The 23,659-nt window shown below is 46.5% G+C and carries 23 protein-coding genes; 18 read left to right on the top strand and 5 right to left on the bottom strand.

Features of this window, described 5'->3' with window-relative positions:
• Positions 1 to 144: 144 nt before the first annotated feature.
• Positions 145 to 654: an NUDIX hydrolase gene (locus GQF01_RS29430; protein ID WP_161410551.1), complete on the bottom strand. Its 510-nt coding sequence runs from the start codon at positions 652 to 654 to the stop codon at positions 145 to 147.
• A gap of 166 nt (positions 655 to 820) precedes the next feature.
• On the opposite strand from GQF01_RS29430, the gene GQF01_RS29425 reads away from it, so the two are divergent.
• The 5 genes from GQF01_RS29425 to GQF01_RS29405 all read left to right on the top strand — a co-directional run bounded on the left by GQF01_RS29425 (position 821) and on the right by GQF01_RS29405 (position 6,123).
• Positions 821 to 1,303 carry an ACT domain-containing protein gene (locus tag GQF01_RS29425; RefSeq protein WP_328803557.1) on the top strand — a complete coding sequence of 161 codons (483 nt, stop codon included), beginning with the start codon at positions 821 to 823 and terminating at the stop codon, positions 1,301 to 1,303.
• 35 nt (positions 1,304 to 1,338) lie between these two features.
• On the top strand, positions 1,339 to 2,625 hold the full coding sequence (locus GQF01_RS29420) for a homoserine dehydrogenase (RefSeq protein ID WP_161410549.1): 1,287 nt from the start codon (positions 1,339 to 1,341) through the stop codon (positions 2,623 to 2,625).
• Between the two features lie 27 nt (positions 2,626 to 2,652).
• Positions 2,653 to 3,630 carry a homoserine kinase gene (gene thrB, locus GQF01_RS29415; RefSeq protein ID WP_161410547.1) on the top strand — a complete coding sequence of 326 codons (978 nt, stop codon included), beginning with the start codon at positions 2,653 to 2,655 and terminating at the stop codon, positions 3,628 to 3,630.
• The gene (gene pheA / locus GQF01_RS29410) at positions 3,627 to 4,490 is read left to right on the top strand and encodes a prephenate dehydratase (protein WP_161410545.1); all 864 of its coding nucleotides are present in this window, start codon (positions 3,627 to 3,629) and stop codon (positions 4,488 to 4,490) included. The genes thrB and pheA overlap by 4 nt, the downstream gene beginning before the upstream one ends.
• 187 nt (positions 4,491 to 4,677) lie before the next feature.
• Complete coding sequence (locus GQF01_RS29405) at positions 4,678 to 6,123, top strand: LysM peptidoglycan-binding domain-containing protein (protein WP_161410543.1); 1,446 nt, start codon at positions 4,678 to 4,680, stop codon at positions 6,121 to 6,123.
• Between the two features lie 69 nt (positions 6,124 to 6,192).
• On the opposite strand, the gene sigW is transcribed toward GQF01_RS29405, so the two are convergent.
• Complete coding sequence (gene sigW, locus GQF01_RS29400; protein ID WP_145661437.1) at positions 6,193 to 6,804, bottom strand: RNA polymerase sigma factor SigW; 612 nt, start codon at positions 6,802 to 6,804, stop codon at positions 6,193 to 6,195.
• Positions 6,805 to 7,320: 516 nt separating this feature from the next.
• Between sigW and GQF01_RS36950 the strand changes: the two genes are divergently transcribed.
• From GQF01_RS36950 to yajC, 8 genes are all read left to right on the top strand, one after another.
• A complete protein-coding gene (locus GQF01_RS36950) occupies positions 7,321 to 7,986 on the top strand; it encodes a BofC C-terminal domain-containing protein (RefSeq protein ID WP_161410541.1) in 666 nt (221 codons plus the stop codon).
• Between the two features lie 119 nt (positions 7,987 to 8,105).
• Positions 8,106 to 8,609, top strand: a complete 504-nt coding sequence (gene ruvC, locus GQF01_RS29390) for a crossover junction endodeoxyribonuclease RuvC (protein ID WP_145661431.1) — start codon at positions 8,106 to 8,108, stop codon at positions 8,607 to 8,609.
• Complete coding sequence (ruvA, locus tag GQF01_RS29385; protein ID WP_161410539.1) at positions 8,606 to 9,235, top strand: Holliday junction branch migration protein RuvA; 630 nt, start codon at positions 8,606 to 8,608, stop codon at positions 9,233 to 9,235. Before ruvC ends, ruvA begins: the two co-directional genes overlap by 4 nt.
• Positions 9,236 to 9,319: 84 nt before the next feature.
• Positions 9,320 to 10,330 carry a Holliday junction branch migration DNA helicase RuvB gene (gene ruvB / locus GQF01_RS29380; RefSeq protein ID WP_161410537.1) on the top strand — a complete coding sequence of 337 codons (1,011 nt, stop codon included), beginning with the start codon at positions 9,320 to 9,322 and terminating at the stop codon, positions 10,328 to 10,330.
• 512 nt (positions 10,331 to 10,842) lie between these two features.
• A complete protein-coding gene (locus GQF01_RS29375; RefSeq protein ID WP_161410535.1) occupies positions 10,843 to 13,047 on the top strand; it encodes a SpoIID/LytB domain-containing protein in 2,205 nt (734 codons plus the stop codon).
• A gap of 10 nt (positions 13,048 to 13,057) precedes the next feature.
• Positions 13,058 to 14,143 carry a tRNA preQ1(34) S-adenosylmethionine ribosyltransferase-isomerase QueA gene (gene queA, locus GQF01_RS29370; protein ID WP_161410533.1) on the top strand — a complete coding sequence of 362 codons (1,086 nt, stop codon included), beginning with the start codon at positions 13,058 to 13,060 and terminating at the stop codon, positions 14,141 to 14,143.
• 33 nt (positions 14,144 to 14,176) lie between these two features.
• Positions 14,177 to 15,316 carry a tRNA guanosine(34) transglycosylase Tgt gene (tgt, locus tag GQF01_RS29365; RefSeq protein ID WP_145661417.1) on the top strand — a complete coding sequence of 380 codons (1,140 nt, stop codon included), beginning with the start codon at positions 14,177 to 14,179 and terminating at the stop codon, positions 15,314 to 15,316.
• Between the two features lie 15 nt (positions 15,317 to 15,331).
• Positions 15,332 to 15,646, top strand: a complete 315-nt coding sequence (gene yajC / locus GQF01_RS29360; RefSeq protein WP_161410531.1) for a preprotein translocase subunit YajC — start codon at positions 15,332 to 15,334, stop codon at positions 15,644 to 15,646.
• Between the two features lie 47 nt (positions 15,647 to 15,693).
• Here the strand turns inward: yajC and GQF01_RS29355 are convergent, their stop codons facing one another.
• Both GQF01_RS29355 and GQF01_RS29350 read right to left on the bottom strand, forming a co-directional pair.
• A complete protein-coding gene (locus tag GQF01_RS29355; RefSeq protein ID WP_161410530.1) occupies positions 15,694 to 16,533 on the bottom strand; it encodes a phosphatase PAP2 family protein in 840 nt (279 codons plus the stop codon).
• Positions 16,534 to 16,627: 94 nt separating this feature from the next.
• Entirely contained in the window at positions 16,628 to 17,008 is a 381-nt protein-coding gene (locus GQF01_RS29350) for a TIGR04086 family membrane protein (protein ID WP_202556767.1), read from the bottom strand.
• 109 nt (positions 17,009 to 17,117) lie between these two features.
• Here GQF01_RS29350 and GQF01_RS29345 point away from each other — a divergent pair, with 109 nt between their 5' ends.
• Complete coding sequence (locus GQF01_RS29345; RefSeq protein WP_161410525.1) at positions 17,118 to 18,458, top strand: ArsB/NhaD family transporter; 1,341 nt, start codon at positions 17,118 to 17,120, stop codon at positions 18,456 to 18,458.
• A gap of 106 nt (positions 18,459 to 18,564) precedes the next feature.
• Positions 18,565 to 19,257, top strand: coding sequence for a DUF421 domain-containing protein (locus GQF01_RS29340; protein ID WP_161410524.1), 693 nt, complete (start codon positions 18,565 to 18,567; stop codon positions 19,255 to 19,257).
• Positions 19,258 to 19,259: 2 nt separating this feature from the next.
• Here GQF01_RS29340 and spoVB read toward each other — a convergent pair whose 3' ends face one another.
• On the bottom strand, positions 19,260 to 20,825 hold the full coding sequence (gene spoVB / locus GQF01_RS29335) for a stage V sporulation protein B (RefSeq protein WP_161410522.1): 1,566 nt from the start codon (positions 20,823 to 20,825) through the stop codon (positions 19,260 to 19,262).
• Between the two features lie 166 nt (positions 20,826 to 20,991).
• Between spoVB and GQF01_RS36945 the strand changes: the two genes are divergently transcribed.
• The 3 genes from GQF01_RS36945 to secF all read left to right on the top strand — a co-directional run bounded on the left by GQF01_RS36945 (position 20,992) and on the right by secF (position 23,598).
• Complete coding sequence (locus GQF01_RS36945) at positions 20,992 to 21,348, top strand: post-transcriptional regulator (RefSeq protein ID WP_161410520.1); 357 nt, start codon at positions 20,992 to 20,994, stop codon at positions 21,346 to 21,348.
• 101 nt (positions 21,349 to 21,449) lie between these two features.
• A complete protein-coding gene (gene secD / locus GQF01_RS29325; protein WP_161410582.1) occupies positions 21,450 to 22,682 on the top strand; it encodes a protein translocase subunit SecD in 1,233 nt (410 codons plus the stop codon).
• Positions 22,672 to 23,598 (top strand): protein translocase subunit SecF, encoded by a 927-nt coding sequence (gene secF, locus GQF01_RS29320; RefSeq protein ID WP_161410518.1) that lies wholly within the window; start codon positions 22,672 to 22,674, stop codon positions 23,596 to 23,598. The genes secD and secF overlap by 11 nt, the downstream gene beginning before the upstream one ends.
• Positions 23,599 to 23,659 lie beyond the last annotated feature (61 nt).

The following is a 23,659-nucleotide window of genomic DNA, read 5'->3' as shown; positions in this document are numbered from 1 at the left end:
TTTTGACTCCTTCAGTACCATTCTGATACCTTTGAATGGCCTTCAATTTCTCATCTAAACTGAAATTAGACAAAAAAACTGCACCTCCATTGTTAGTGGTGTCTAACAAATGGGGTGCAGTTCAGAAATCGAAGTCTGCTTTTTTCATACTTCCATAGGATCAACGAACGGATGCCAATGAATGGTGGGTAAATGGCTTTGTTCATTTACGCCAGCAGAGCCGATCCAAGGGGTTGTTGTAGGTCCAGCAACTAGATAATGTTCCAGTAAACTGCGGAAAATAAATGGAAGAGGACGCTCAAGAACAAGATCTTTTGGGACCCAATGGAGCTCACCTTCAGGGGTAGTGATGCGTGGATTCACATCGGTGGAGCCGACGTAGAAAAACTGCTGCCGCACTTCTTGTCCATTTAATCGCAATAAAATGTACTGCAAGCTAAGCCCTTGAATTTCATCATGCTCGATGCCGGTTTCCTCCCATATTTCACGTAAGCAGGCTGCACGCGGGTTGTTTAGTTCATCTGGTTCCAAATGACCCCCGATAGCGGCCCACAGTCCTGGGGACAATGTGCGCGTTAAAGAGCGTTTCATCATTAGTAATTCGTTCCGGCTATTCCATAGGAGAGCGGTAGACATCATTCGCAATGTAATCATGGTGGCGATCCCTTTCTTTTTCTAGTACACTCAGCTTAGCACAAGTAAACTAGCTCCTGCAAAGAAGCTAGTTTAAGAGTAATTTGCCTATTGCTTCAGTCTCTGTAATTCGATATAATGTCCTCTATAGGTATACAATAGTCTTTCTAGAGAGGACGGTAAGGTCGTGCCGGAAAGCAAAGATTTTTTACAAACGATCAAGCACACCGGTCCTGAGAGATACTACTTAGTCCGGGAAGACATTTTGCCAGAAGGTGTACTGAAGACGGTACAGGCCAAAGAACTGCTGGCTCGTGGTGAAGTGAAGACGATTCATGATGCCGTAGAACAGGTTGGGCTTAGCCGAAGCGCTTTTTATAAATACAAGGATGGTATACATGCGCTAAATAAGCTCGAAAGAGAGCGTATCGTAACGATTTCGATGGATTTGGAGCATCGTTCAGGGATTTTGTCCCGCGTTCTGGCGCTTATTGCTAATTTGGAAGGTAATGTTCTTACGATTCATCAGACGATTCCACTGCAAGGGATGGCGAACGTCGTCATTTCTGTTGAAACCTCCATGATGGGGGAAGAGATTCGTCAAATTTTGGACCGGCTTCAATCGCAAGAAGGAGTTAAGCGTGCCATGATTATAGGTCAGGGCAGTTAAGATAGAATCATTATAATATCGGGAGGACAAACGAAATGAAACCGATCAAGGTTGGATTACTTGGACTAGGAACTGTAGGAACTGGTGTCGTACGTATTATTGAAGGACATCAAGAGGATTTACAACGTCAAACAGGCTCTGCGATCGAAATTGCCAAAATTTTGGTGCAAGATAAATCAAAGCTTCGTAACATTACTGTTGACGCAGACAAGCTAACGGAGAATGTTTGGGATGTAATCAGCGATAGTGAAATTGATGTCGTTGTTGAAGTAATGGGTGGCGTTGCTGGTACGAAAGATCATATTCTAACGGCGCTGGGCAACGGGAAGCACATTGTTACGGCGAATAAGGATCTTATGGCCATGCACGGTGCTGAAATTTTGGCGAAAGCAGCTGAGCACGGCTGTGACGTCTTCTACGAAGCAAGTGTTGCTGGCGGTATTCCGATCATTCGTGCACTCGTAGAGGGCTTCTCTTCTGACCGTATTACGAAGATCATGGGGATTGTTAACGGGACAACGAACTATATTTTGACCAAAATGAGCCAAGAAGGCGCAGCTTACGCTGATGTGCTGAAAGAAGCTCAAGCGCTTGGTTATGCAGAGTCTGATCCGACTTCCGACGTTGAAGGTCTTGACGCTGCTCGCAAAATGACGATTCTTTCCACACTTGGCTTCCATGCCAATGTTGCCCTAAGCGATGTTGAAGCAAAAGGAATTTCTAACGTTACGAAAGAGGACATTCAATACGGGAAGAAATTAGGGTACGAAGTGAAACTGCTTGGTATCGCTGAAAATCATGACGGGCATATCTCGGTGAGCGTTCAGCCTACGATGGTGAAGAGCTCGCACCCGCTGGCATCCGTTAACGGCGTATTCAATGCTGTGTATGTGACTGGCGAAGCGGTTGGCGAGACGATGTTCTACGGGGCTGGCGCAGGCGAGCTGCCTACAGCAACATCTGTTGTAGCTGATTTGGTTGCCGTCGGGCGGAACCTGAAGCTTGGTGTGAATGGACGCAGAGTGCTCGCTCCTTACAAGGAGAAGAAGCTGAAAACGGATGAGCAAATTGCTTGCAAAAACTTCATTCTTCTGCACGTTGAAGATAAAGCGGGTGTGCTTGCACAAATTACACAAATTTTTGCGGAGCATGAAGTTAGCTTGGAATCCGTCTTCCAACATCCCAATAAGCACAATCCCAAAGCTGAGATCATCATCATTACACATGACGCGAACCAAGCCAGCATGAAAAATGTGCTGAAGCAGTTTGAATCCATGGACGTTATTCACGCCATCAAAAGCGTCTACCGCGTTGAAGGCTAATTTATTGAAAAGAGGCGCAATTTCGAAATGAGTTATAAGGCAGTGCAAAAGGTAAGAGTGAAAGTGCCGGCAAGTACGGCAAACTTAGGTCCTGGCTTTGACTCACTGGGGATGGCCTTGAACTTATATGCGTGGATTGATATGGCCATCTCGGAGCAAACGACGATTGATTTGATCGGTGATCAAATGCACGGGATTCCAATGGACAAGACGAACCTCATTTATAAAGTCGCACAAATGGTATTTCAAGAAGCGGGCGTCTCGCACCCAGAGATGTACATCTCGATGTACAGCGATATTCCGCTAACTCGCGGACTAGGCAGCAGTGCGTCAGCGATTGTTGGCGCTCTGGCCGGCGCCAATGCCCTGATTGGTAACAAGCTCACACCTTATGAGCTGTTCCAAATTGCAAGCCGCCTAGAGAAGCACCCTGACAACGTAGGGGCAAGCCTATTCGGCGGCATTGTGGTGGCGTTCTGGGACGGAGAGAAGGCAGAATCCATTCGCATCGAGCCGGACCCGAACTTGGAGGTGCTGGTGGCGATCCCAGCCTTCCAGCTTGCTACAGAGAAGGCGAGAGGCGTCATGCCGAAAGTGGTACCGATGAAGGATGCGGTGTTCAACCTCAGCCATTCATCACTGCTTGTTGCCGCGTTAATCACAGGCAACCTGGGAATGATCCGTCATGCCATGAAGGACGCGCTGCATCAGCCCTATCGCGCGGCGCTTATTCCTGGCATGAAGACGCTGCTCGAGCAAGCCGAGAATCACGGCGCGCTGGGGGTTGCGCTTAGCGGAGCAGGGCCAACCATGCTTGCGCTGGTGGACCAGCGCAGCGGCCGCAAGGCGGAGCTGGAAGGATTTTTGAAAGAGACGCTAGCTAAGGAAGGTATTGAGGCACAGCTGTTGTGGTTAAGGCCGAGCAGCGAGGGTGTAACAGCAACTGCACTGCAGGAAAGTGACGGGGATCTCCAGTCCTTCGTAGACAAGGAGGTTCTTGCATGAAGCGAGTTGCGATTCTTGGACCCAGCACCTTTTCAGAAGAGGCTACCCGCCATTTTTTAGGTGAAGACTTCACTTACGTTTCTTATAAGTTAATTTCCGAAGTATTCAACGCGACGTCATCGGGCGAAACCGATCTGGGTGTTATTCCCATTGAAAATACACTAGAGGGTTCTGTTCATCTGCATGTAGATTGGCTCGTTCATGAAGTGGATCTTCCGATTCGGGCGGAATGGGTATTTCCCATCGATATGAATCTCATCGGATTCGCGAGTACGGAGGGGCAAATGGATGATTCCAATCCTTTCGGATATATTCGCAAGGTGCTGTCTCATCACGTCGTACCTGCACAGTGCAGCCGTTTTATGAAGCAATACTTAAGCGGAGCAGAATTCGAGCAGGTTAGTTCTACGGCAGAAGGTGTGCGCATTGTTTCGTCTCTGCAGGATCCTTCGGTTGCTGCCATTGGAACGGCCATTGCTTCTACGAACTATGGCGTCCCTATGCTGCGAAAAGAAATACAGGATCACAAAGACAACATGACGCGTTTCTTGCTGGTCGGCAAGGAAGCATCGGAGCTGAAAGCTTCGAAAGACATGAAGACGACGATACTAGTCACGCTGCCGGAAGATTACCCGGGTGCTCTTCATCAGGTGCTCTCAGCCTTCGCATGGCGGAGAATCAATCTTTCCAAAATTGAGTCCAAGCCAACGAAGAAGAAGTTGGGCACTTATTATTTTTATATTGATATTGCGGGTTCATTGGACTCCGTTCTGCTCCCATCGGCGATTCAAGAAATTGAAGCGATTGGCTGTCAGGTCCGCATATTAGGCTGTTATCCTAGCTATTCGTATACGAATTAATTCAGAGATCCTCCGGCTATCCAGCGCGGGGGATTTTTTTTGTCCGAGAGGGGCAAAAGCCTAGAAACGCGCATAAGATGTAATATCATTGTGAATAAGTAGGGGCTTAGCTAGCAGGCTATCATGAGAAATGCTCGTGAATAAGCTTCCGAAGCCAGTTTTTCTAACGAAAAAAGGAGGTAAGGTGTTGAAAATCCATATTGTCAAAAAGGGAGATACCCTGTACGAGCTTGCAAAAAAATATCATAGTACATTGGATCAGATCATTGCAATCAACCCGCAAATTGCAGATCCCAATGTGCTGGACATCGGCATGAAGGTGAAGATACCTTCAAGACCGAAGCCGGTCGATCCGCCTGCGTCAGAGTTCGTTTACAAGCATATTGTTCAGCAGGGAGACAGCTTATGGAAGCTTGGAAAAGCCTGGGATGTACCTCTCCAGGCGATGATTGCGGCTAATCCACAGCTGAAGAATCCCAACGTACTTATGACTGGGGAAGTTGTATTTGTTCCCAAAATGCATCATGAAGCTAATGGCATGAACACGCATACGCATTCTCATAATCATTCAAAAGCGTCGACGATGCCTTTCAATTCAATACCAGAGGCGCAGCCAATGGCTCTGAGCGATGCAAGCCCGCCGCCCTATATCCCAGTTCCGGAAGAAGCCATGCCAGAAGCGCAGCCGATGATTCCGAGTGACGCAAGCCCGCCACCCTATATCCCAATGCCAATGCAACAAATGCCTACTGTTCCTGCACCTGCACCAGAGCAAACTTTGATGCCTGATGTGCCAGGAGTGGACTCAGGGGTTATTGCGCTGCAAGAACCATATGAACAGCCAGCCGTTCATCCCTTCAAGCAGTTCCATATTACAGCGACAGAAGTATTCGCCTATCCAGAGGCTAACCAGCAACAAGCTGCCGCCTATCCGGCATTTATGCCGTATCAACAGCAGCCCTGGGAACAGGCTCCTCATCATGCACAGATGAACACGTTCCCTGTGAGCAACGAGGGTTGTGGCTGCGGAGGTCCTTCCATGGAACAACCATGGATGACAGCTCCAGAAGGGTTTCCGACTGGTGGACCTGTAGGAAATCCATGGGATGGTTACCAGCATAGCTACCACCATGGCATGCCAGCTATGTCTAACATGCCTGATATGCACACGATGCCAAATATGGCGAACATGCCAGACATGCACACAATGCCAAATATGGCGAACATGCCAGACATGCACACAATGCCGGCTATGCCAAATATGCCTTACATGCCAGACTTATATCCGCAAGGCACTCCTTTTGATATGGGGCAGTCTGGGCATAATCCGTTTGCTTTTCAGCCGGGTCCATACGGAATCCCTTATGCCGGGGGACACTATCAAGCTCCTTTCGAGTCTCCTATGATGCCGCAGGTTCATACACATGAACTTACGAAAGAGACCGACAAGGACGAAGTTGTAGAAATCGATATTCGTACGAATAAATCAACGAAATCCAAAAATAGCAGCAACTCCTCCAAAAGAGCGAAATTAACTGGAACAGACGCACTCAATGCGTTCGTTAGACGTCAGCAAAGAGCGCCTTATGATTCTCAGGAATCTAGACCCAACGTTCCTTGGATTAATTTCTGAACAAAAAAGAAGCCTCCTGAATCCACAGTCTGTGGATTTGGAGGCTTTTTATGTGAGTTGGCGCAATAGTTAAGCGATCATGCCAATGGTGAAGAAGACCATGAGGCCGACAACGAAATTCATGCCCCATTTCTTGCGGAGCAGCTCACGCCCACGGTGGAGTCGTGTCTTGACCGTAGTAATAGGCAAATTAAGCTTCGTACTAATTTCTTGAAGAGAAAGCTCTTCCAGATAGTAAAGGGTAATAACACTTTTATATTTGTCGGCCAGTTTATTGATGGAAGTGTGCATGTGATCTTGAATCTCTGTTTGCAGAACAGCGTGTTCAGGTGACTGATCCTGGCTTGCAAGTTTGCTGTAATAGCTGTAATCATCATCGTGATCGTTCAGTTCAGCATCTAAGGATTGAACAGGCCGCTTTTTGCGCAGCAAATCAATGGCAACATTTTTGCCGATCCGATAAATCCAAGTAGAGAAGTTCTGGCTCTCGTCGTAGTGATTCAAATTCAAGTAAACGCGAATAAATGTCTCTTGAACGATATCCTCCGAATCAGGTCTATTATGAAGCATACGAAAAGCAAGCTTTTGTATTTTGTTACGGTATAACTCGACTAATTCAACGAAAGCATTGCGATCGCCTCGTCTGGATAATTGAATTAATTGCAGTTCTGCAACATTCATGGTGTTTCCCCTCCTTAGAGTTTTCGTAAGAAAACCGTCTTCGAAAGATTAGGCTTAGCGTTTTCTTTAAGAAAACCGGCTGGCAGCCTTTTTCAAATATATATCGTTTTCCATGGATAAGTATGAGAATATTTCATCTACTTCTGACTATATCATTTCTGTGGCTACAGTCAAATTTTATAGCTATTTTATACTCAGTATATTTCCATTTGTTGCCGGATTTATGGATGTTTGGTTACTTTTCATGTCTGTGGTCGGATATGAGGCTGAAGTTGAACGTGGTGTGGACACGTTTTTTTCAATTTTGAGCACTTCATTCCAAATGGCTACGACTCCCCACAATAGGACAACCCCAATAATCAGGAGAGTTGTACGCTTAATTTTTCTTTTACCTTTCATGATAGAGCTTCACCGTCCGTCTTGATTGGTTTGATGCTACTCTCTCTATGGTAAATGATGTATAGCGGCTCATGCAAATGGAAACAATACGGAAAAAGAGAATAGAAGGGGATACCAGTGAATGTACAACGTTTTTTGAAGCATTGGAAAAGAAGGCTGCGCTGGAAACGCAGTTGGTTGACATTAGGGATGATCTTCCTTGTAGGTACGGTTTGTTGGATAGGATATGCAACAGGCAGTTTGTCAGGTTCAGATCATTCTCCGACTCAAGCTACGATGGCTCAATTAACGCCGGAAGATGATGAACGATTGAAAGAAGCGGAAGCGACGCTGAAGCGGATTACAGATACCAGAGAAAGCTACTTGCTTAAGTCATACGTTTGCGGAGAAGAGAAGAGTACCCTCGGTCAGCAAACCTCAGAGCAACTGCTTAGTATGCAAATGAAAAATCCGAACTGGCTGCTTAGCGTCAGTCCGAACGGCGAGGTCACATTTACCGAAAATATCGATGATTTGTCTCCGGCTTGCAAGGAGAAAGCGGTATTCGGCATTGATGGCAGCAGCAATCTTTCGTTGTTTAACGGAACTCCTGCGAAGGATAACGTTATACGGACATTTTTTCAATTAAACATCAAGCATCTAGAAAGCAGCCTGCCCCCAGATACGGTGGAGAAGCTTCGCGAGGGGATTCGCATCTCTGATATGGAGGAGTATAATAGCGTATTATCAACCTTCAGCGATTATGCCGTGGAAGAAACAGAAAAAGCGATGACAAGGCCATAAATGAGCAAAAAAGTTGAGGTAGATGTGGGGGAATCCCATGTCTATCTCTTTTTTTTGTTATCTGCTATAATGAGAAATGACTACATATGTTCGCTTTTTTTGGATGGGAGAGAAATGCTGTGCGTATTCTGGGGATTGATCCGGGTATCGCGATTGTAGGTTTTGGTTTTATTGACAAGATTGGCAGCAAGCTTGTTCCTGTGCAGTACGGTTCAATTCAGACGGAAGCACATACCGATCCAGGTCTGAGACTGAAGGATGTCTATGACGCTACAACGCAATTGATAGAAAAGTATAAACCGGACGCTATGTCCATAGAGAAGCTCTTTTTTAACCGCAATGTAACGACGGCCTTTACCGTAGGTCAAGCGCGTGGTGTCATGATTCTAGCCGGCGTTCAGGCAGGTCTGCCGATTGCGGAGTATACGCCGCTGCAGGTGAAGCAGTCCGTTGTCGGGTACGGCAATGCGGAGAAGCGTCAAGTCCAGGAAATGGTCAAAATATTACTCAAACTATCGCAGGTGCCCAAGCCTGATGATGTAGCGGATGCTCTGGCGATCGCTATTTGCCATGCCCATTCTTCTGCTTTGCAATCTAGAATAAATGAGGTCAGGAAAAGATGATAGATTTCTTACGAGGAAAAGTTGCGCTGCGCGAGAGTGAGTACGCTGTACTGGATGTAAACGGTGTAGGTTATCGAGTATTTTGTCCTAATCCCTATGCGCTTTCGCATAAGGATAATGAGGATGTTACTATGTTCATCCATTATCACGTAAGGGAAGATGCACATTTGCTGTTCGGTTTTATCTCCCGAGATGAGCAGGCTTTATTCCGTCTACTGCTGGATGTAACGGGGATTGGTCCGAAGGTAGCTTTGGGCATTCTTGCGGCAGGCGGAAGACCAGAGGCTGTTATTTTGGCGATTAGCCAAGAAAACTTAGCTTTCCTGACGAAGCTGCCTGGCATCGGCAAAAAGACGGCGCAGCGGATTATTTTGGACCTCAAGGACAAATTAGGTTCAGTGACGTTCTCAAGTCCCGAAGCGGCTGTAGCTTTAAGTGTAGTGGGCTCAGCGCAGCTTACAGAGGGCGGTCAGGTTTGGACGGAAGCGAAAGAAGCATTGATGACACTTGGTTACACAGAAGCAGAAACGGATCGCGCTTGGCTGCAAGTGAAGCCAAAAGCAAACCCTTCGGATTCTGTCGATGTTTTGATGAAGCTTGCTCTGCAAGCTTTGTATACGATGTAGCAAGTATTAGCTTACCTGAGCTCGTACTTTCCTATCAATGAAGAAAGCTTTCCTAAGGAAAGGAAAGCTCTTAGGAGGATCACCATGGATAATGACCGGATTATATCAGCTAATTTGATGATGGAGGACAATGTCATAGAGTACAGCCTGCGTCCCCGTTATTTGGCTGAATATATCGGCCAGAAGCAGGCTAAGGAGAACCTCAAGATTTATATTGAAGCCGCCAAGATGCGCAAGGAAGCGCTCGATCATGTGCTGCTTTATGGACCACCAGGACTAGGGAAGACGACCCTGTCCAATATCATAGCGAACGAGCTTGGCGTGAGCATTCGAACGACCTCCGGTCCCGCTATTGAGCGGCCGGGGGATTTGGCTGCCATCCTGACGAATCTGCAGGAGGGCGACGTGCTGTTCATCGACGAGATTCACCGCCTCCACCGTACGGTGGAAGAAGTGTTGTATCCGGCGATGGAGGACTTTGCCCTTGATATTATTATCGGCAAGGGGCCGAGCGCACGCTCGGTGCGGCTGGACTTGCCGTCGTTTACGCTGATCGGCGCGACGACGCGCGTCGGTTTGTTGTCTGCGCCGCTGCGCGACCGTTTCGGAGTCGTCAGCCGGCTGGAATTTTATACGGTGGAGGAGCTCACCTACATCGTCTCCCGCACGGCCGACATCCTGCAGGTCGGCATCGTCGGTGAGGCTGCGCGCGAGATCGGCATGCGCTCGCGGGGAACACCGCGTATTGCGAACCGCTTGCTGAAGCGGGTTCGCGACTTCGCGCAGGTGAAGGGCGATGGCATCATCACGTTGGACATCGCCAAAGAGGCGCTGCAGCGCATCCAGATCGATGACCTCGGTCTGGATGAGATCGACCATAAGATGCTTAGGGCGATCATTCAGAGCTTCCAGGGAGGCCCTGTAGGGCTGGAGACGATCGCTGCTACCATCGGTGAGGAGAGTCAGACGATCGAAGACGTCTACGAGCCTTATCTGCTGCAAATCGGATTTTTGCAGCGTACCCCGAGAGGGCGGACTGTTACGCCGCAGGCCTATCATCATCTAGGCTTGCCCGTGCCGGAACAACGGTCATAGGAACAGGAGAAGGAGCCGAGAGGCTCCTTTTTTTCGTCGTCTTCGTGTTCACTCCCCGCGACCCCCAGCTACTAGCTTACCCCTCGGGAGCATGCGCCGCAGGCTAACGGACTGAGATGACCTATTTGCCACTTTTGTCGCAAAAGTAGCATCTAACGGACTCAGGAGCCGCTATTGAGCATGAACTTGCCCAAAACAGCGACAAAGTCCATGAATAACGCCACCTCGGTCCGTTAGCACCTCAATCTAGCTGGATTTACCCAAATAACGGCCTCTGAGTCCGTTACAGAACACGAGATACACGGATGCTGGGAGATGAGTTGTTGTTGGCTTGGGGAACTGGTGGCTGAGCAGCTATTGGTGGGATGGGGCTGCTAACGGTTGAGTTACGATTGGTGCGATGCATGACCATTTCCACACCTATACCTTTTATTCTGCTACGAAACAAAACTTCTGCGGTTTACTAGAGTCTAACTTAGTAGAATGCTGCAAAAGAAAGGAAATATTGTCGAATGAAACAAACAAAAAAGCGGTTAGCCCCTAGGACACTAGCTTTGATTACGACGGCTGCTTTAACTTTTGGGACAGTTCAAGTGGTGGCTATTCCTGCGCATGCAGCGGGATTATCACATTTGGATGAAGTGCGTGTTGCCTTATTCATAGATTCGGCCAAATATAAATTAATCGAACCGGTTACCACGCTCAGCTCAACAGGCGGCATGGATATAAGCGTGCGCAGTTCAGCCGGTGTGGCTGAGCAGTTATGGCTTTCCGTGCAAGAGAGTACCATCCGCACGTCGCTAGATCAGTACAGTGTCATGATGCTGGAAACGGCGGACTTTACGGCAGCTAAGGGATTAAGTGCCAAGCTTGCTACGATGTCGGCAGATAGTTATGTGCTAAGCCGGGTGAAGCTAGGGAAAACGGTGTTTCAGGTATTTTACGGCAGCTTGCCTACGAAGGAAGCAGCAGAAAGCGCTTCAACCCAAGCGCTTAGAGATGCGACTGTAGCTGCGTTCACGAAGCAAGCTCCTCCTGTGATAACAGGTCCGCTGCACTTAAGCGCGGGTACGTTTGCGTCAGAGGCTGCTGCTTTGCAGCAAACGGCTGTTTATACTGGAGCGGGCATTCAAGCGGACTTGGTCATGCAAGAAGATACGTCAGGCAAGCCAGCTTATAGTGTATGGATTGGTAATGAAGCGACTCCTGCTCAGCTGGAAGTAGTGAAGCAGGCCGCAATGAGTGCTGTTCCTACAATTCCTTTGCAAGTCGCCAATACCAAAGCATCCTATCTCATTCGCAAATCAGATGTAACAGCGTCACCGAATGGAGCCACGCCTGTCCCACATTTCGCAGCAGGAGCAGGACAGCAGAAAACGTTGATTCACTCCAAAAGTGAAGCGATCACAGTGAAGGAAAAGGCAGACCGCAAGTACCGTGGCGACATGGAAATAAGTACATATCAGAATAAATTAGCCTTGGTGAATGAAGTGCCGATGGAGTCCTACTTATATGGCGTGTTAGGAGCGGAGCTTAGCTCTGGATGGCCAGCAGAGGCATTGAAGGCACAAGCGGTCGCTGCCCGCACGTTTGTTATTAAACAGGGGAATAAATATGAAATCGCTCAAGTGTCGGATACGACGCTAGATCAAGCTTATTACGGTATGCAAAAAGAATTCGCAGCTGGCAATCAAGCGGTTGATGCCACGAAAGATGAAGTCATTTCAGATAAAAGCGGATTGATTTCTCCCGTGTTCTCATCGAATTCCGGTGGGAAGACAGCAGATCCATCCGAGGTTTGGGGAAATCCTCTTAGCTATTTGCGCAGTGTAGTTAGTCCTGATCAAGGAGCCGAAAAAGGCAAAGCGACCTGGTACCGCATTCAATTGGCGGATGGCCGGTTGGGCTATGTATCTGCTGAGTATTTGAAGGATAGCGGTCAGAAGGATAAGAACGGAACTCCCTACTATGAGTCTACCGATCAGAACGTAAATGTTCGTTTGGCGCCGTATGTGGATAATACAGCAAATCCTTCGATCGATCAGCTTGCTTTAAAGGAAAGAGTACTAGTCGTAGGTCAGGAAAAAGAGTCTAATGCCTACTCATGGACCAGAGGGCCTTATTCGGCGAGTGAGATGAAAAGTAAATTAACTGCTGCAGGAGTGCCGATTAACGGGGAACTAACCTCATTAGAAATATCTGCACGCGGTCCATCTGGTAGGGTTACAGAGCTCAAAGCAAATGGCGTTGTGGTGAAAGTGCCCTATCCGGACGCTTTGCGCACTGTGCTTGGCGGCTTGCCCAGCACCCTGTTTGAAATTGAAGGAGCAGGAAGTTATACTGGTAATACCCCGCAAGGAACGAACCTGGCGATCGTGGGGGGAGGAAGTGCCCAAACAGGCACTATTAGCACTGACTCCGTCTATGTGCTCTCCGGTAATCAATCCCAGCCTACGGTACTAAACAAGACAGATTTGACAGCTTTAGGCACTGCAGGATTGGCTAAACCAACGGATAAGCCAAGTACACCAAGCACTCCAGGCACACCTTCCGTTACACCAACGCAAGGCAGCAAACAATTCATGTTCCGTGGCACAGGTTACGGTCATGGCTTAGGAATGTCCCAATGGGGAGCAAGAGGTTTCGCTGAACAAGGCTATGATTATAAAAAAATACTTCAGACATATTATGCTGGAGTCAACATAACTAAGGAATGAATACACACACATGGATGTACAAGCATTTGACTTTGAATTACCTGAATCATTGATTGCCCAGACGCCGCTGCTTGATCGCACGGCGTCTAGACTGCTTACGCTGAATAAAGAGACCGGAGCAATAGGTCATCAGACTTTTGAGCAGCTTATCGATTATCTAGAAGCCGGGGACTTGCTCGTGATGAATGATACACGAGTCATTCCAGCACGGCTCTTTGGCGTGAAGAAAGACACAGGAGCTAAGGTTGAACTTTTGCTGTTGAAACAGCTCGGTGAGGATCGCTGGGAGGCCTTGGTAAAGCCTGGGAAGCGCATGCAGCTGGGGGCTGTAGCCGTTTTTGGCATCAACCAAGATGGCGCGCAGAATGATGAGCCGCTATTAACGGCGGAAGTCGTCGAAGTGGGAGACATGGGAGCACGCGTGCTTCAATTCAGTTATAAGGGCATTTTTAATGAAATTTTGGATCGATTAGGGGAAATGCCTCTGCCTCCTTATATTAAGGAGCAGCTGCCGGAGCGCGAACGCTATCAGACTGTGTATGCGAAGCATGAGGGCTCAGCCGCGGCGCCGACGGCAGGACTTCACTTCACAGAGGCTTACTTGGATAAGCTGAAAGCGAAGGGGATTCGTCTAGCGTTCGTCACCCTGCATGTTGGATTAGGAACATTCCGTCCTGTATCCGTAGATACGATTGAAGAGCATCAAATGCACGCGGAATATTATGTGCTTTCTGAAGAAACAGCAGCAGCGATCAATGAAACCAAAGCGAAGGGGAACCGTGTTGTTGCTGTAGGAACGACTTCTGCAAGAACGTTGGAAACCGCTGCAGGTCTCAGCCGTGAGCAAGATGGCAACAAAGCCGGGGAGCAATTAGTGATCCAGCCTTCGCAGGGATGGACGAGTATTTTTATTTATCCAGGTTATACCTTTGGGGTTGTGGACGCTCTTTTAACGAATTTCCATTTGCCGAAATCAACCCTGCTTATGCTGATTAGTGCTCTAGCTGGCAGGACGAATGTGATGCAGGCTTATGAGGAAGCTGTTCGAGAGCAATACCGCTTTTTCAGCTTTGGGGACGCAATGCTCATTTACTAATAGAAACAAAGATTAGAATAGGAAGTGGATGTAATGGCAGCAGCAGTAACGTACGAACCGATTAAAACTTGTAAACAATCCGGTGCCCGTCTGGGTCGGGTTCACACGCCTCATGGTGTAGTTGAAACACCAGCTTTCATGCCGGTAGGGACGCAAGCGACCGTGAAAACGATGAGTCCAGAAGAGTTGAAAACGATGGATGCTCAAATTATTTTGAGTAATACCTATCATCTATTCATTCGTCCTGGGCATGAGATCGTAAAAGCCGCTGGCGGATTGCACAAATTCATGAACTGGGATCGCCCTATTTTAACAGATAGCGGTGGTTTTCAAGTATTTAGCCTGAGCAACATGCGCAAAATCACTGAAGAGGGTGTTACTTTTAAGTCCCATCTGAACGGTGACAAGCTTTTTCTCTCGCCTGAGGTAGCAATGGAGATTCAAAACGCACTTGGTTCTGATATTATGATGGCTTTTGATGAGTGCCCTCCATTCCCGGCAGAGTACGATTATGTTAAGAAATCATTGGAACGTACAACACGTTGGGCAGAGCGCTGCTTGAAAAGTCATAGCCGACCAGAAGACCAAGGTCTGTTCGCAATTATCCAAGGCGGGATGCATGAAGACCTGCGCAGAATGAGCGCGGAACAGTTGACTTCCATGGATTTCCCGGGGTATGCTATTGGTGGACTGAGCGTTGGAGAGCCTAAGCATTTGATGTATGAAGTACTTGATTATACAACACCTTTGATGCCGGCTAACAAACCACGTTATCTAATGGGAGTTGGTTCTCCCGATGCCTTAATTGAAGGCGCTATCCGCGGGATCGATATGTTCGACTGCGTACTGCCTACGAGGATTGCCAGAAATGGGACTTGCATGACAAGTGAAGGTCGCCTTGTGATTCGGAATGCAAAGCATGCGACTGACTTTGGCCCACTGGATCCCAAATGTTCGTGTTATACCTGCACAAATTACAGCAGAGCTTATATTCGTCATTTAATTAAAGCGGATGAAACCTTTGGAATCAGATTAACAACGATTCATAACCTTCACTTTCTACTACAGCTTATGCGTGACGTAAGGGGGGCCATCATGGAAGATCGCTTGCTCGATTTCCGTGATGAATTCTTTGCTTCTTATGGGCTGAATGATAATGAAAGAGGATTTTAAGAGAGGAGGATACCTATGTTTCTATTAGCTGATACTCAAGCTGCGAATACTGGAGCGGTAGGATATTTGTATACATACGGGCCGCTAGTGCTCATGTTTGTAGTTCTCTATTTCTTACTTATTCGTCCACAGCAAAAAAGACAGAAAACACGTAGTTCAATGCTTGGTTCTTTGAAAAAAGGAGATAAGGTCGTTACGATTGGCGGTCTTCACGGCACGATTATGGAGATCACTGACGACATTTGTGTGCTTCGTGTCAACGATGCAACGAAAATGACTTTTGATCGTTCTGCCATCAATGCTGTTTCACAATCAACAGCAAAGGAATAAAATAAAAAAGCGAGAACCTTCATCAGGCTCTCGCTTTTTGTTTGGCTTTAAAGCTCATTATTTTTTAAGGAACGTTTAAGCAGCGCTTGTTCGCCAAGAATCAGGCGTCCTTCGGAAATGCGCAGTCCCAGTCTTGCAGCTACAACACCAAGCACGACACCGGCACACATATCGGATAACCAGTGGATACCGAGATAAAAAATCGTGAAAATGATGAAGGCGGAAGAAATCGGTACGAAAATTTTCCAGAATGTATTGCGGCTCTTCACAGCAATGACAGCCATCGATACGGAGATCGATGTATGCAGGCTAGGGAAGCAATTATCGAGCCCCGAAAGCGGGCGATAATCTTGCTCGAAGGTAGGAAATACATCAAGAATAAGCAGCTTAACACTTGGATGAAACGACCATACTTCGTTAACTGGGAAGAACAGATAAAACGGAATGGCTATCATATAGTTGAACATGAGTGCGTAACAAATTGCGTAAAACAGCTTATAATTTTTCTTGAACGTATAAAGGGCAATAGATGCAATCATGACGGACGGAAAGACAACGACATAGAAATAACTACTTACCACGGTCAAAATATCATTATGGAAGAAATGTTGAATTGCTGAAACAAAGTTTCCTTCAATGCCGTAGATAGATTTGGTAAAATCAGCTTTATAATCAATTCTTTTCTCGACCCACATCTCGAGCTTATTGAAGAAGAGAATCGTGATGAGTGCAGCGAAATGAAGGAGATACTTCCGGGACGTGAATATTTCTTGTACGAAGCTTCCGGCGATGACGAACGGGTTTTTTCGTGTGGCGGCAATTAGAAAGATAATGACTGTAATAACTATATAGACCGTTGCATGTGTCATAGACTGAAACGGGCTCATGGTGTTTTCCCCCTAATATTGGAAATTATTGCGAATATAACTATGATATTATACCACAATCAAAGGGGGATGGTGATATTTTCACGGAAACGTCTTATTTCGTTGTGTTAACGCCAAGGATGCCTCCAAGTGCTCCTGCTGCGAATAAAATACCGAGCAATTGCAAGGATTGAAGATTAAGTCCTGCGTCAAAAGCTAGAAAGCCAACCAAGAAAATAAGGATAAAATAGACGAATCCGACGAGTCCCCCGTGGTACCAGCCGCGGTTACCGGCTCTTTTGCCTGAAACCCAGCCTCCGATAAACAGCGCAACAGCATGGATAATCGTAGTTAACGTATGCAAGGAGCTCTCTTGTGTGCTAGTCAACAGCAAAAATAACGATGTTACTATTGTCCCAATTGTCATCATGCTTAATGAATAGGCAAGTCCGGAAAATAAAGGGGAAGTTATTCGAACCTGACTGACCGTTTTCATGGGGTTCACAGGCACCAATCCTTTCGTATATTCGTTCTTTTCATTATCATCATTGTATGGCCAAGCACATAGAATTAGTACAGACTGTTCAAAGGGAAGGTGAATAATTATGACGGAATTTTCTCAAGGACCCGCTCTATGGCAGGCTATTGCAGCTCTTATTATTTTTATTGCCGCTTATGTTTGTATGTTAATTGAGAAGTGGGACCGTATGTATACGGCGCTTGGGGGAGCTGTACTGATGCTTCTGCTGGGCATTGTTCCGCTCGGGAAAGCCTTTACGACCTACGCCAATTGGCATGTTCTTATCTTTCTTATTAGTTTATTTGTGATAGCTAGCCTTTTTCAGAAAACAGGACTTATCGCTTTTACGGCTAGCAAAATCATACGTGTGTTTCGCTTACAGCCTTTTACGATTCTAGTAAGTTTGTCGATTCTGGCAGCTGCAACTTCCGCCTTTTTAAATGCTTTGCTCGCGATTGCTATTATTGTTCCGATCCTGCTCAAAACGACGAAGATGATGAAACTGTCGCCTGTTCCTTTTCTTATAGCTGTTCTTTTATCAGCGAATCTTGGTGGTGCAGCGACGCTTATGGGCAATTGGTCCAATAGATTGATTGGTGCAGCGGAGCATATTTCAACAGGACAAATACTTATGAAGATAGGACCCCTTGTAATTCTTATGCTAGCGATCGTGTACTTCGCGATTTGGTTTCTCTATGGCAGGAAAATGATTATTCCTGAAACGTACAAGCGAGAGGTTCTTAGCTTACAGCCGGATGCCTACTTAGCAGAAGATCGTGTCCAATTTTTTGGTGGTTGTGTCATAGCTGGAGCGACGCTTCTGGCTTTTTTATTGCAGGGTATCTTGGGATGGCAAGCTTCCTACATTGCTGCAGGTGGAGCAGTCGCGCTGCTCGCGCTCAACTACAACGACTTAGTCCAACTTGTCAAAAAGAGAGATTACCGTTCCGTCTGGAGTGGTGTACTTGAAACACAAGGATTGTTTTTCCTAGGATTATTTATCATGGTTGGTGGATTAACGTATGCGGGGATATCAGGATTCATTGCTGTAAGAGGACTGGAACTAAGCCAAGGCTCTGTTTCGTTCTTGTCCATCCTTTTGTTATGGCTAACAGGCTTCGGATCATCGGTTGTGGATTATGTTCCTTTCACCGCGGCTATGATTCCGGTGATCGAACATTTAGGAACGGAACTACAGAGTTTCTCTCAAGTCTCCATCCAGCCGCTATGGTGGTCAATCATTGTAGGGACTGCGATTGGAAGCGGGGTTACGCTCTTTGGTTCGATAGCGAACATGTATGCGGCAGCACTCACTGAACAAGAAGGAGGAGGGCTGAATCCTCGTAACTATTTCATGATTGCAGGGCCAATCTCCTTGGTTTTATGCATCGTAGCCACGATCTATTTCAAGTTATTTCTGCTCTAATTCCCAACAATTGAATACGTAAAATCTGCATGATGAAGTGCATCAGCGGTCAGAATACCAGTGAACTCCGAGAACAAGCAAGAAGCTTAGATCAGGGAGGCTATCGATGGATATTCTGACCATTTTTTTACGTACCGTGCTGATCTACTTTGTCGTTTTTCTAATGCTCCGACTCATGGGGAAACGAGAAATCGGGAAATTATCGCTGTTTGATCTGGTTATTTCGATTATGATTGCGGAAATTGCTGTATTCGTGCTTGAAGATGTCGAGAAGCCTGTCATGGATGGGATTGTCCCGATGGCGACGCTGGTGCTCATCCAAATCATCATCGCTTATGTCACACTGAAAAATAGAAATCTCCGGATTCTATTTGACGGGAAACCCAGCGTGATCATTAAACAAGGGTTGATCGACCGTGATGAAATGAAGAAACACCGTTATAACCTGGATGATTTGATGCAGCAGCTAAGGCAGAATAAGATCATGAATGTCGCGGATGTGGAATTTGCCGTTCTTGAGCCTTCGGGGAAGTTAAGCGTAGTGGAGAAAAGCTTGAAAGCGAAAGAGGCGGAGACAGCGATAGACGAACAAGGCCTAAAAGGCACGATTCGATACGAAGGTCTTCCGCTGCCTCTCATTATGGATGGCAAAGTGCAGGATGATAATTTAGAGAAAATAGGCAAAACGAGATTTTGGCTAAAAAATCAGCTTCAATTCAAAGGAGCGCGTGATTTCAAAGAAGTGTTTTACTGCTCCATTGATCACAGAGGGAGAATGTTTCTCGACCGCAAGAGATAGAATTAGCGGATCATTTTTTTGCCCATGTTCATGATGCGGGTCAGATCCTTCAAACTAATCAATCGGAAAACCGTAATGGCAAACATATAAATGATAAATCCCACGAGTGAAGAAGCTAAGAAGCGAAGCCACTCAACTGAAGTCCACGGTATATACATGATGAAGTAACAGGCTAGACCGGAGAGGGCCATGGCCGCTCCAATTTTCCCAAAATCACTGCCTTCCATACGAAACTTCAGCAAACGCACAACGCTGTTCCAATGCAGGAGCGTTACCAACACAATATTTACATTGATCGCAAAAACAGCTCCTTGAATACCGAGCTCCGGCTTGCTTGCCAGCCAGTAAATAAGAATGAGCTTGACGGTAGAGCCTATCAAGGTATTAATCAAAGCGGATCCGGGTTTGTTCAAAGCTTGCAGAGTTGATTGCAAAGGCGCTTGAAAATAAATGAATATGGCAATAGGAGCCATCATTTTCAGCATGACACCCACATCAGGTTGATTGTACATATACCTGCAAATGGGCTCAGCCAACACGAACATGATGACTGCGAACGGAGCACCCGTAACTAAAGCCAGTTTTAAGGATTGATGCAGTCGCGCATGGATGGTTTTCATATCTTTGCGTGCAGCGGCTTCACTTAAGGAAGGGACAAGCGAGACCGATAAAGACATTGTCAGAGCACTTGGCAGCAGGATAATGGGGATAATCATACCTTGCAACGCGCCATATTGCGCTGTTGCCAGCGAAGTGGCGATACCTGCGATAGCTAGGCTTTGTGCAATTAGAATAGATTCGAACAAATAAGAGCTTGCCCCAATTAATTTACTGCCTGTAATCGGGATGGAAATGCGCATAATTCGACGGAAGTTAGCCAGCCGGCCATTCGTTTTGGTTGTTCCAATCTGGGCGACAGGTATTTTCGGGGATGATTTCTTATCATACTTGAAATGGATGGCAAGGACGGCTAGTCCGCCGATTTCACCGGCCAGAACGCCTACCATGGCGCCTGCGGCGGCATATTCGATCCCGTAAGGGATCATTACATACGAGCAAACAAGGACCATCACAATGCGAATCAGTGTTTCCATGATCTGTGACGTGGCCGTAGGAATCATGTTCTGTCTGCCTTGAAAATATCCGCGATAAACAGCGGAGACCCCGATGATCGGAATCATTGGGCTCATACATAAGAAGGTGTAATAAACCCGAGAATCGGTTAACAGATGGGAGGTGATCCAGGAGGCTCCCGCGACGCAAACAATTGTAAATACGATGCTCAGGCCAACTGTAATGGCTAACGATATGCGAAGAATACTGCGAATTCTCGATTCGTTACGTTCGGTTTCGGCTTCAGCAATCAGCTTGGCAATCGCTATAGGGATTCCTCCTGTTATGATCGTCAAGATGACGGAAAGGAAAGGCCAGCCCATTTGATAAATGCCAATGCCTTCTGCGCCGATGACACGCGGCAAAGTAATTCTAGGTATGAAGCCGAGAATACGGTTCAATATGCCTGCGGCCAAAAGAATCATCGTGCCCCTGATAAATGACTGCTTGGTCATGCCATACCCTCTTCCGATACTTGTCTTATCCTATGAATATGCGGGAGTTGGTCAAGCTCATGCTAACATTTTATGGACAGGTCGATATTAGGCAGGAAATGGACAGGTGAATATCGAATAACATGTCAAGTTAACCATGATAAACTGACCTTAGGAGGATCTCTCTATGAATGGAGAAGATAATGATCAAGTTCCTCATCATCCTGAGGACAAGACGAATACAGAGCTTGAGGAAAGTGAGTCAGCCCCCCATAAAGCTGACGAGGAGGAAGCAGAAGTTGTCCTCTCCGATCTTGAACTGAATGAGATTATCGAGAATCTATGTTTGAGCAAAGTTGAAGAATTTGTACTGCTTGGCTATGAACATGTCACTGGAAAAGAGATCTGGGATTGTGTGAGTGACAAATACCGTAAAACGGGTGTCCCTTCTCTTCATCAAATCGTGAACGACATTTTATCACTGAAATCGACCCAGTTTATGAACTGGATGACGATAAGCATGTATAGAGGGGCCCAATTCTAAGAATAGGGCTTATTTTTTCATGTAACGACTTAAATTGACTCGATTTTCAGACCTGTATATAATAGGCATATTGAGTATCGAAGGGAGACAAGCAAGAGATGCTGGATTGGAAAAGAATATCGTTCTTTTTTCTTACGGTTGTTATTGTTCTCGGTGCAATCGGAGCAACAAGCCCTAGACTTGTAGAACGAATCAAGCTTGGTTTAGATTTAAAAGGCGGTTTTGAAATCTTGTACACCGCGGAGCCTCTAACGGCTGGGCAGCCTTTAACGAAGGAAACGCTTACCGAAGCGGCGGAAAGTCTTGCCAAACGGGCTGACACCCTTGGTGTAGCAGAACCAGAGGTCTACCCAGAAGGATCAGATCGAATTCGTGTGCGTCTTGCAGGTGTGGAGAACGAAGAAGAAGTTAGAACGTTGATGTCCAAACCATCTGTTCTTACCTTCAGAGGCCCGGATGGGACAGTTTACATGAATGGTACTGATTTCGTGGAGAACGCAGCGAAATTAAGCTACGATCCCAACACGAAGCAGCCGATTGTAGAGATCAAAATGAAAAGCAGAGAGAAATTCAAGGAAGTAACGACTAAGCTAGTAGGCAGCACATTGTCCATCTACCTAGATGATCAAGTGCAATCAACAGCATCCGTTAATTTCCCGATCGACAGTGATTCAGCGATCATTACACAAACAAGTGTAACGGAAGCGACTAAAGTAGCGAAAATGATTAACTTGGGGGCAATGCCGCTAAAGTTAACGGAAAAATATATTCAACGTGTTGATGCAACGTTAGGACAAGCATCCTTGCACCAAACAGCGCGAGCTGGATTGATTGCATCGATCCTGATTTTCCTCTTCATGGTCCTGTATTATCGGGCACCGGGACTTGTTGCGGCTTTCACACTTATTACGTACGTTTGGGTTCTTCTTGCGGTCTTCGACTTTATGAATGCAACCTTAACGCTGCCGGGTATTGCGGCCCTTGTACTCGGAGCAGGTATGGCCGTTGATGCGAACATTATTACATACGAAAGAATCCGTGAAGAAATTCGGGCGGGCAAGAGCATTCTTTCCTCCTTGAAAGCAGGCTCCAAGCATTCCTTCCGTACGATTATGGACGCTAACGTTACTAACTTGATTGCCGGTATTGTTCTTTACTATGTAGGGAACGGCGCAATTCGCGGATTCGCGGTTATCACGATGTTAAGTATTATTATCAGTATCTTAACAAACGTTCTTTTCTCCAGATGGCTGCTCCATCTGATCATACGAGGCAACTTGCTGAAAAAGCCAAGTTATTTCGGTGTGAAGGAGGCAGAAATCCGTGGACTCTAAGAAAAAGTTTGATTTTGTAAGATCACGAAACAGATTTTTTGGTATTTCGATTGTTCTTCTTATCATAGGATTAGCTGTTATGCTGTTCTCGGGTATGAACTTCGGGGTCGATTTCAAAGCAGGAACGAATATCGATCTGGTCGTAGGGAAGCAGCTTGATAAAGCCAAAGTTGATGAGATTTTGAATGGTCTTGGGGCGAGCGGTGACGTGAAATCGCACCATGCAGACCCGACAATCGGCGGGAACAATAGTGATCGCGTCTCGATCCGCTTCGATGACGTGCTTAACGATGACGCGGTTAATAAAATCCAAAAAGCATTTGCAACAGCTTACGGCGTTGAAGTCTCCAAAGAGATCAATACGGTTGACCCGCAATTAGCCAAAGAATTGCTGTTAAAAGCCGTTTATGCGGTAGCAATTGCCAGCGTATTGATTTGTGTGTATGTTAGTATCCGTTTTGAGTGGCGTTTTGCGATTGCTGCCATTATTGCCATTCTTCACGACGCATTCATGGTTATCGCAGTTTTTGCGATTTTCCGTCTGGAAGTGAACCTTCCGTTTCTCGCGGCGGTCTTGACGACAATCGGTTATTCCATCAATGATAAAATCGTTATTTTTGACCGTATCCGTGAAAATCTCAGATTCGCTAAGCTTAAAACAGACGAAGATCTCATTGCTCTGGTGAACGACAGTATTTGGCAGACGATGGCACGTAATATTAATACGGTTCTCGTCGTATTGATCGCGGCTGGCTGTTTGTACATTTTCGGAAGCGAGTCCATCAAGTTGTTCGCACTTGCTAAGCTAGTCGGATTAACGAGTGGTGCTTACTCTTCCATCGTTATTGCTTGTTCCCTATGGTACCTCTTGAAAAGAAAATCGCTACGTAGTTCTAAAAAGAAAGCTGCAGCGTAATAACCATAATAACCGGCCGCGTGAATGTTGCGCGGCCTTTGTATCCGTTCAGGGGGAGTGT

It is taken from the genome of Paenibacillus silvestris, from assembly GCF_009882985.1.
Lineage (GTDB): Bacteria > Bacillota > Bacilli > Paenibacillales > NBRC-103111 > Paenibacillus_E > Paenibacillus_E silvestris.
The sequence above is the reverse complement of the archived record's forward strand: the minus strand, read 5'-3'. Positions and strand labels throughout refer to the sequence as shown.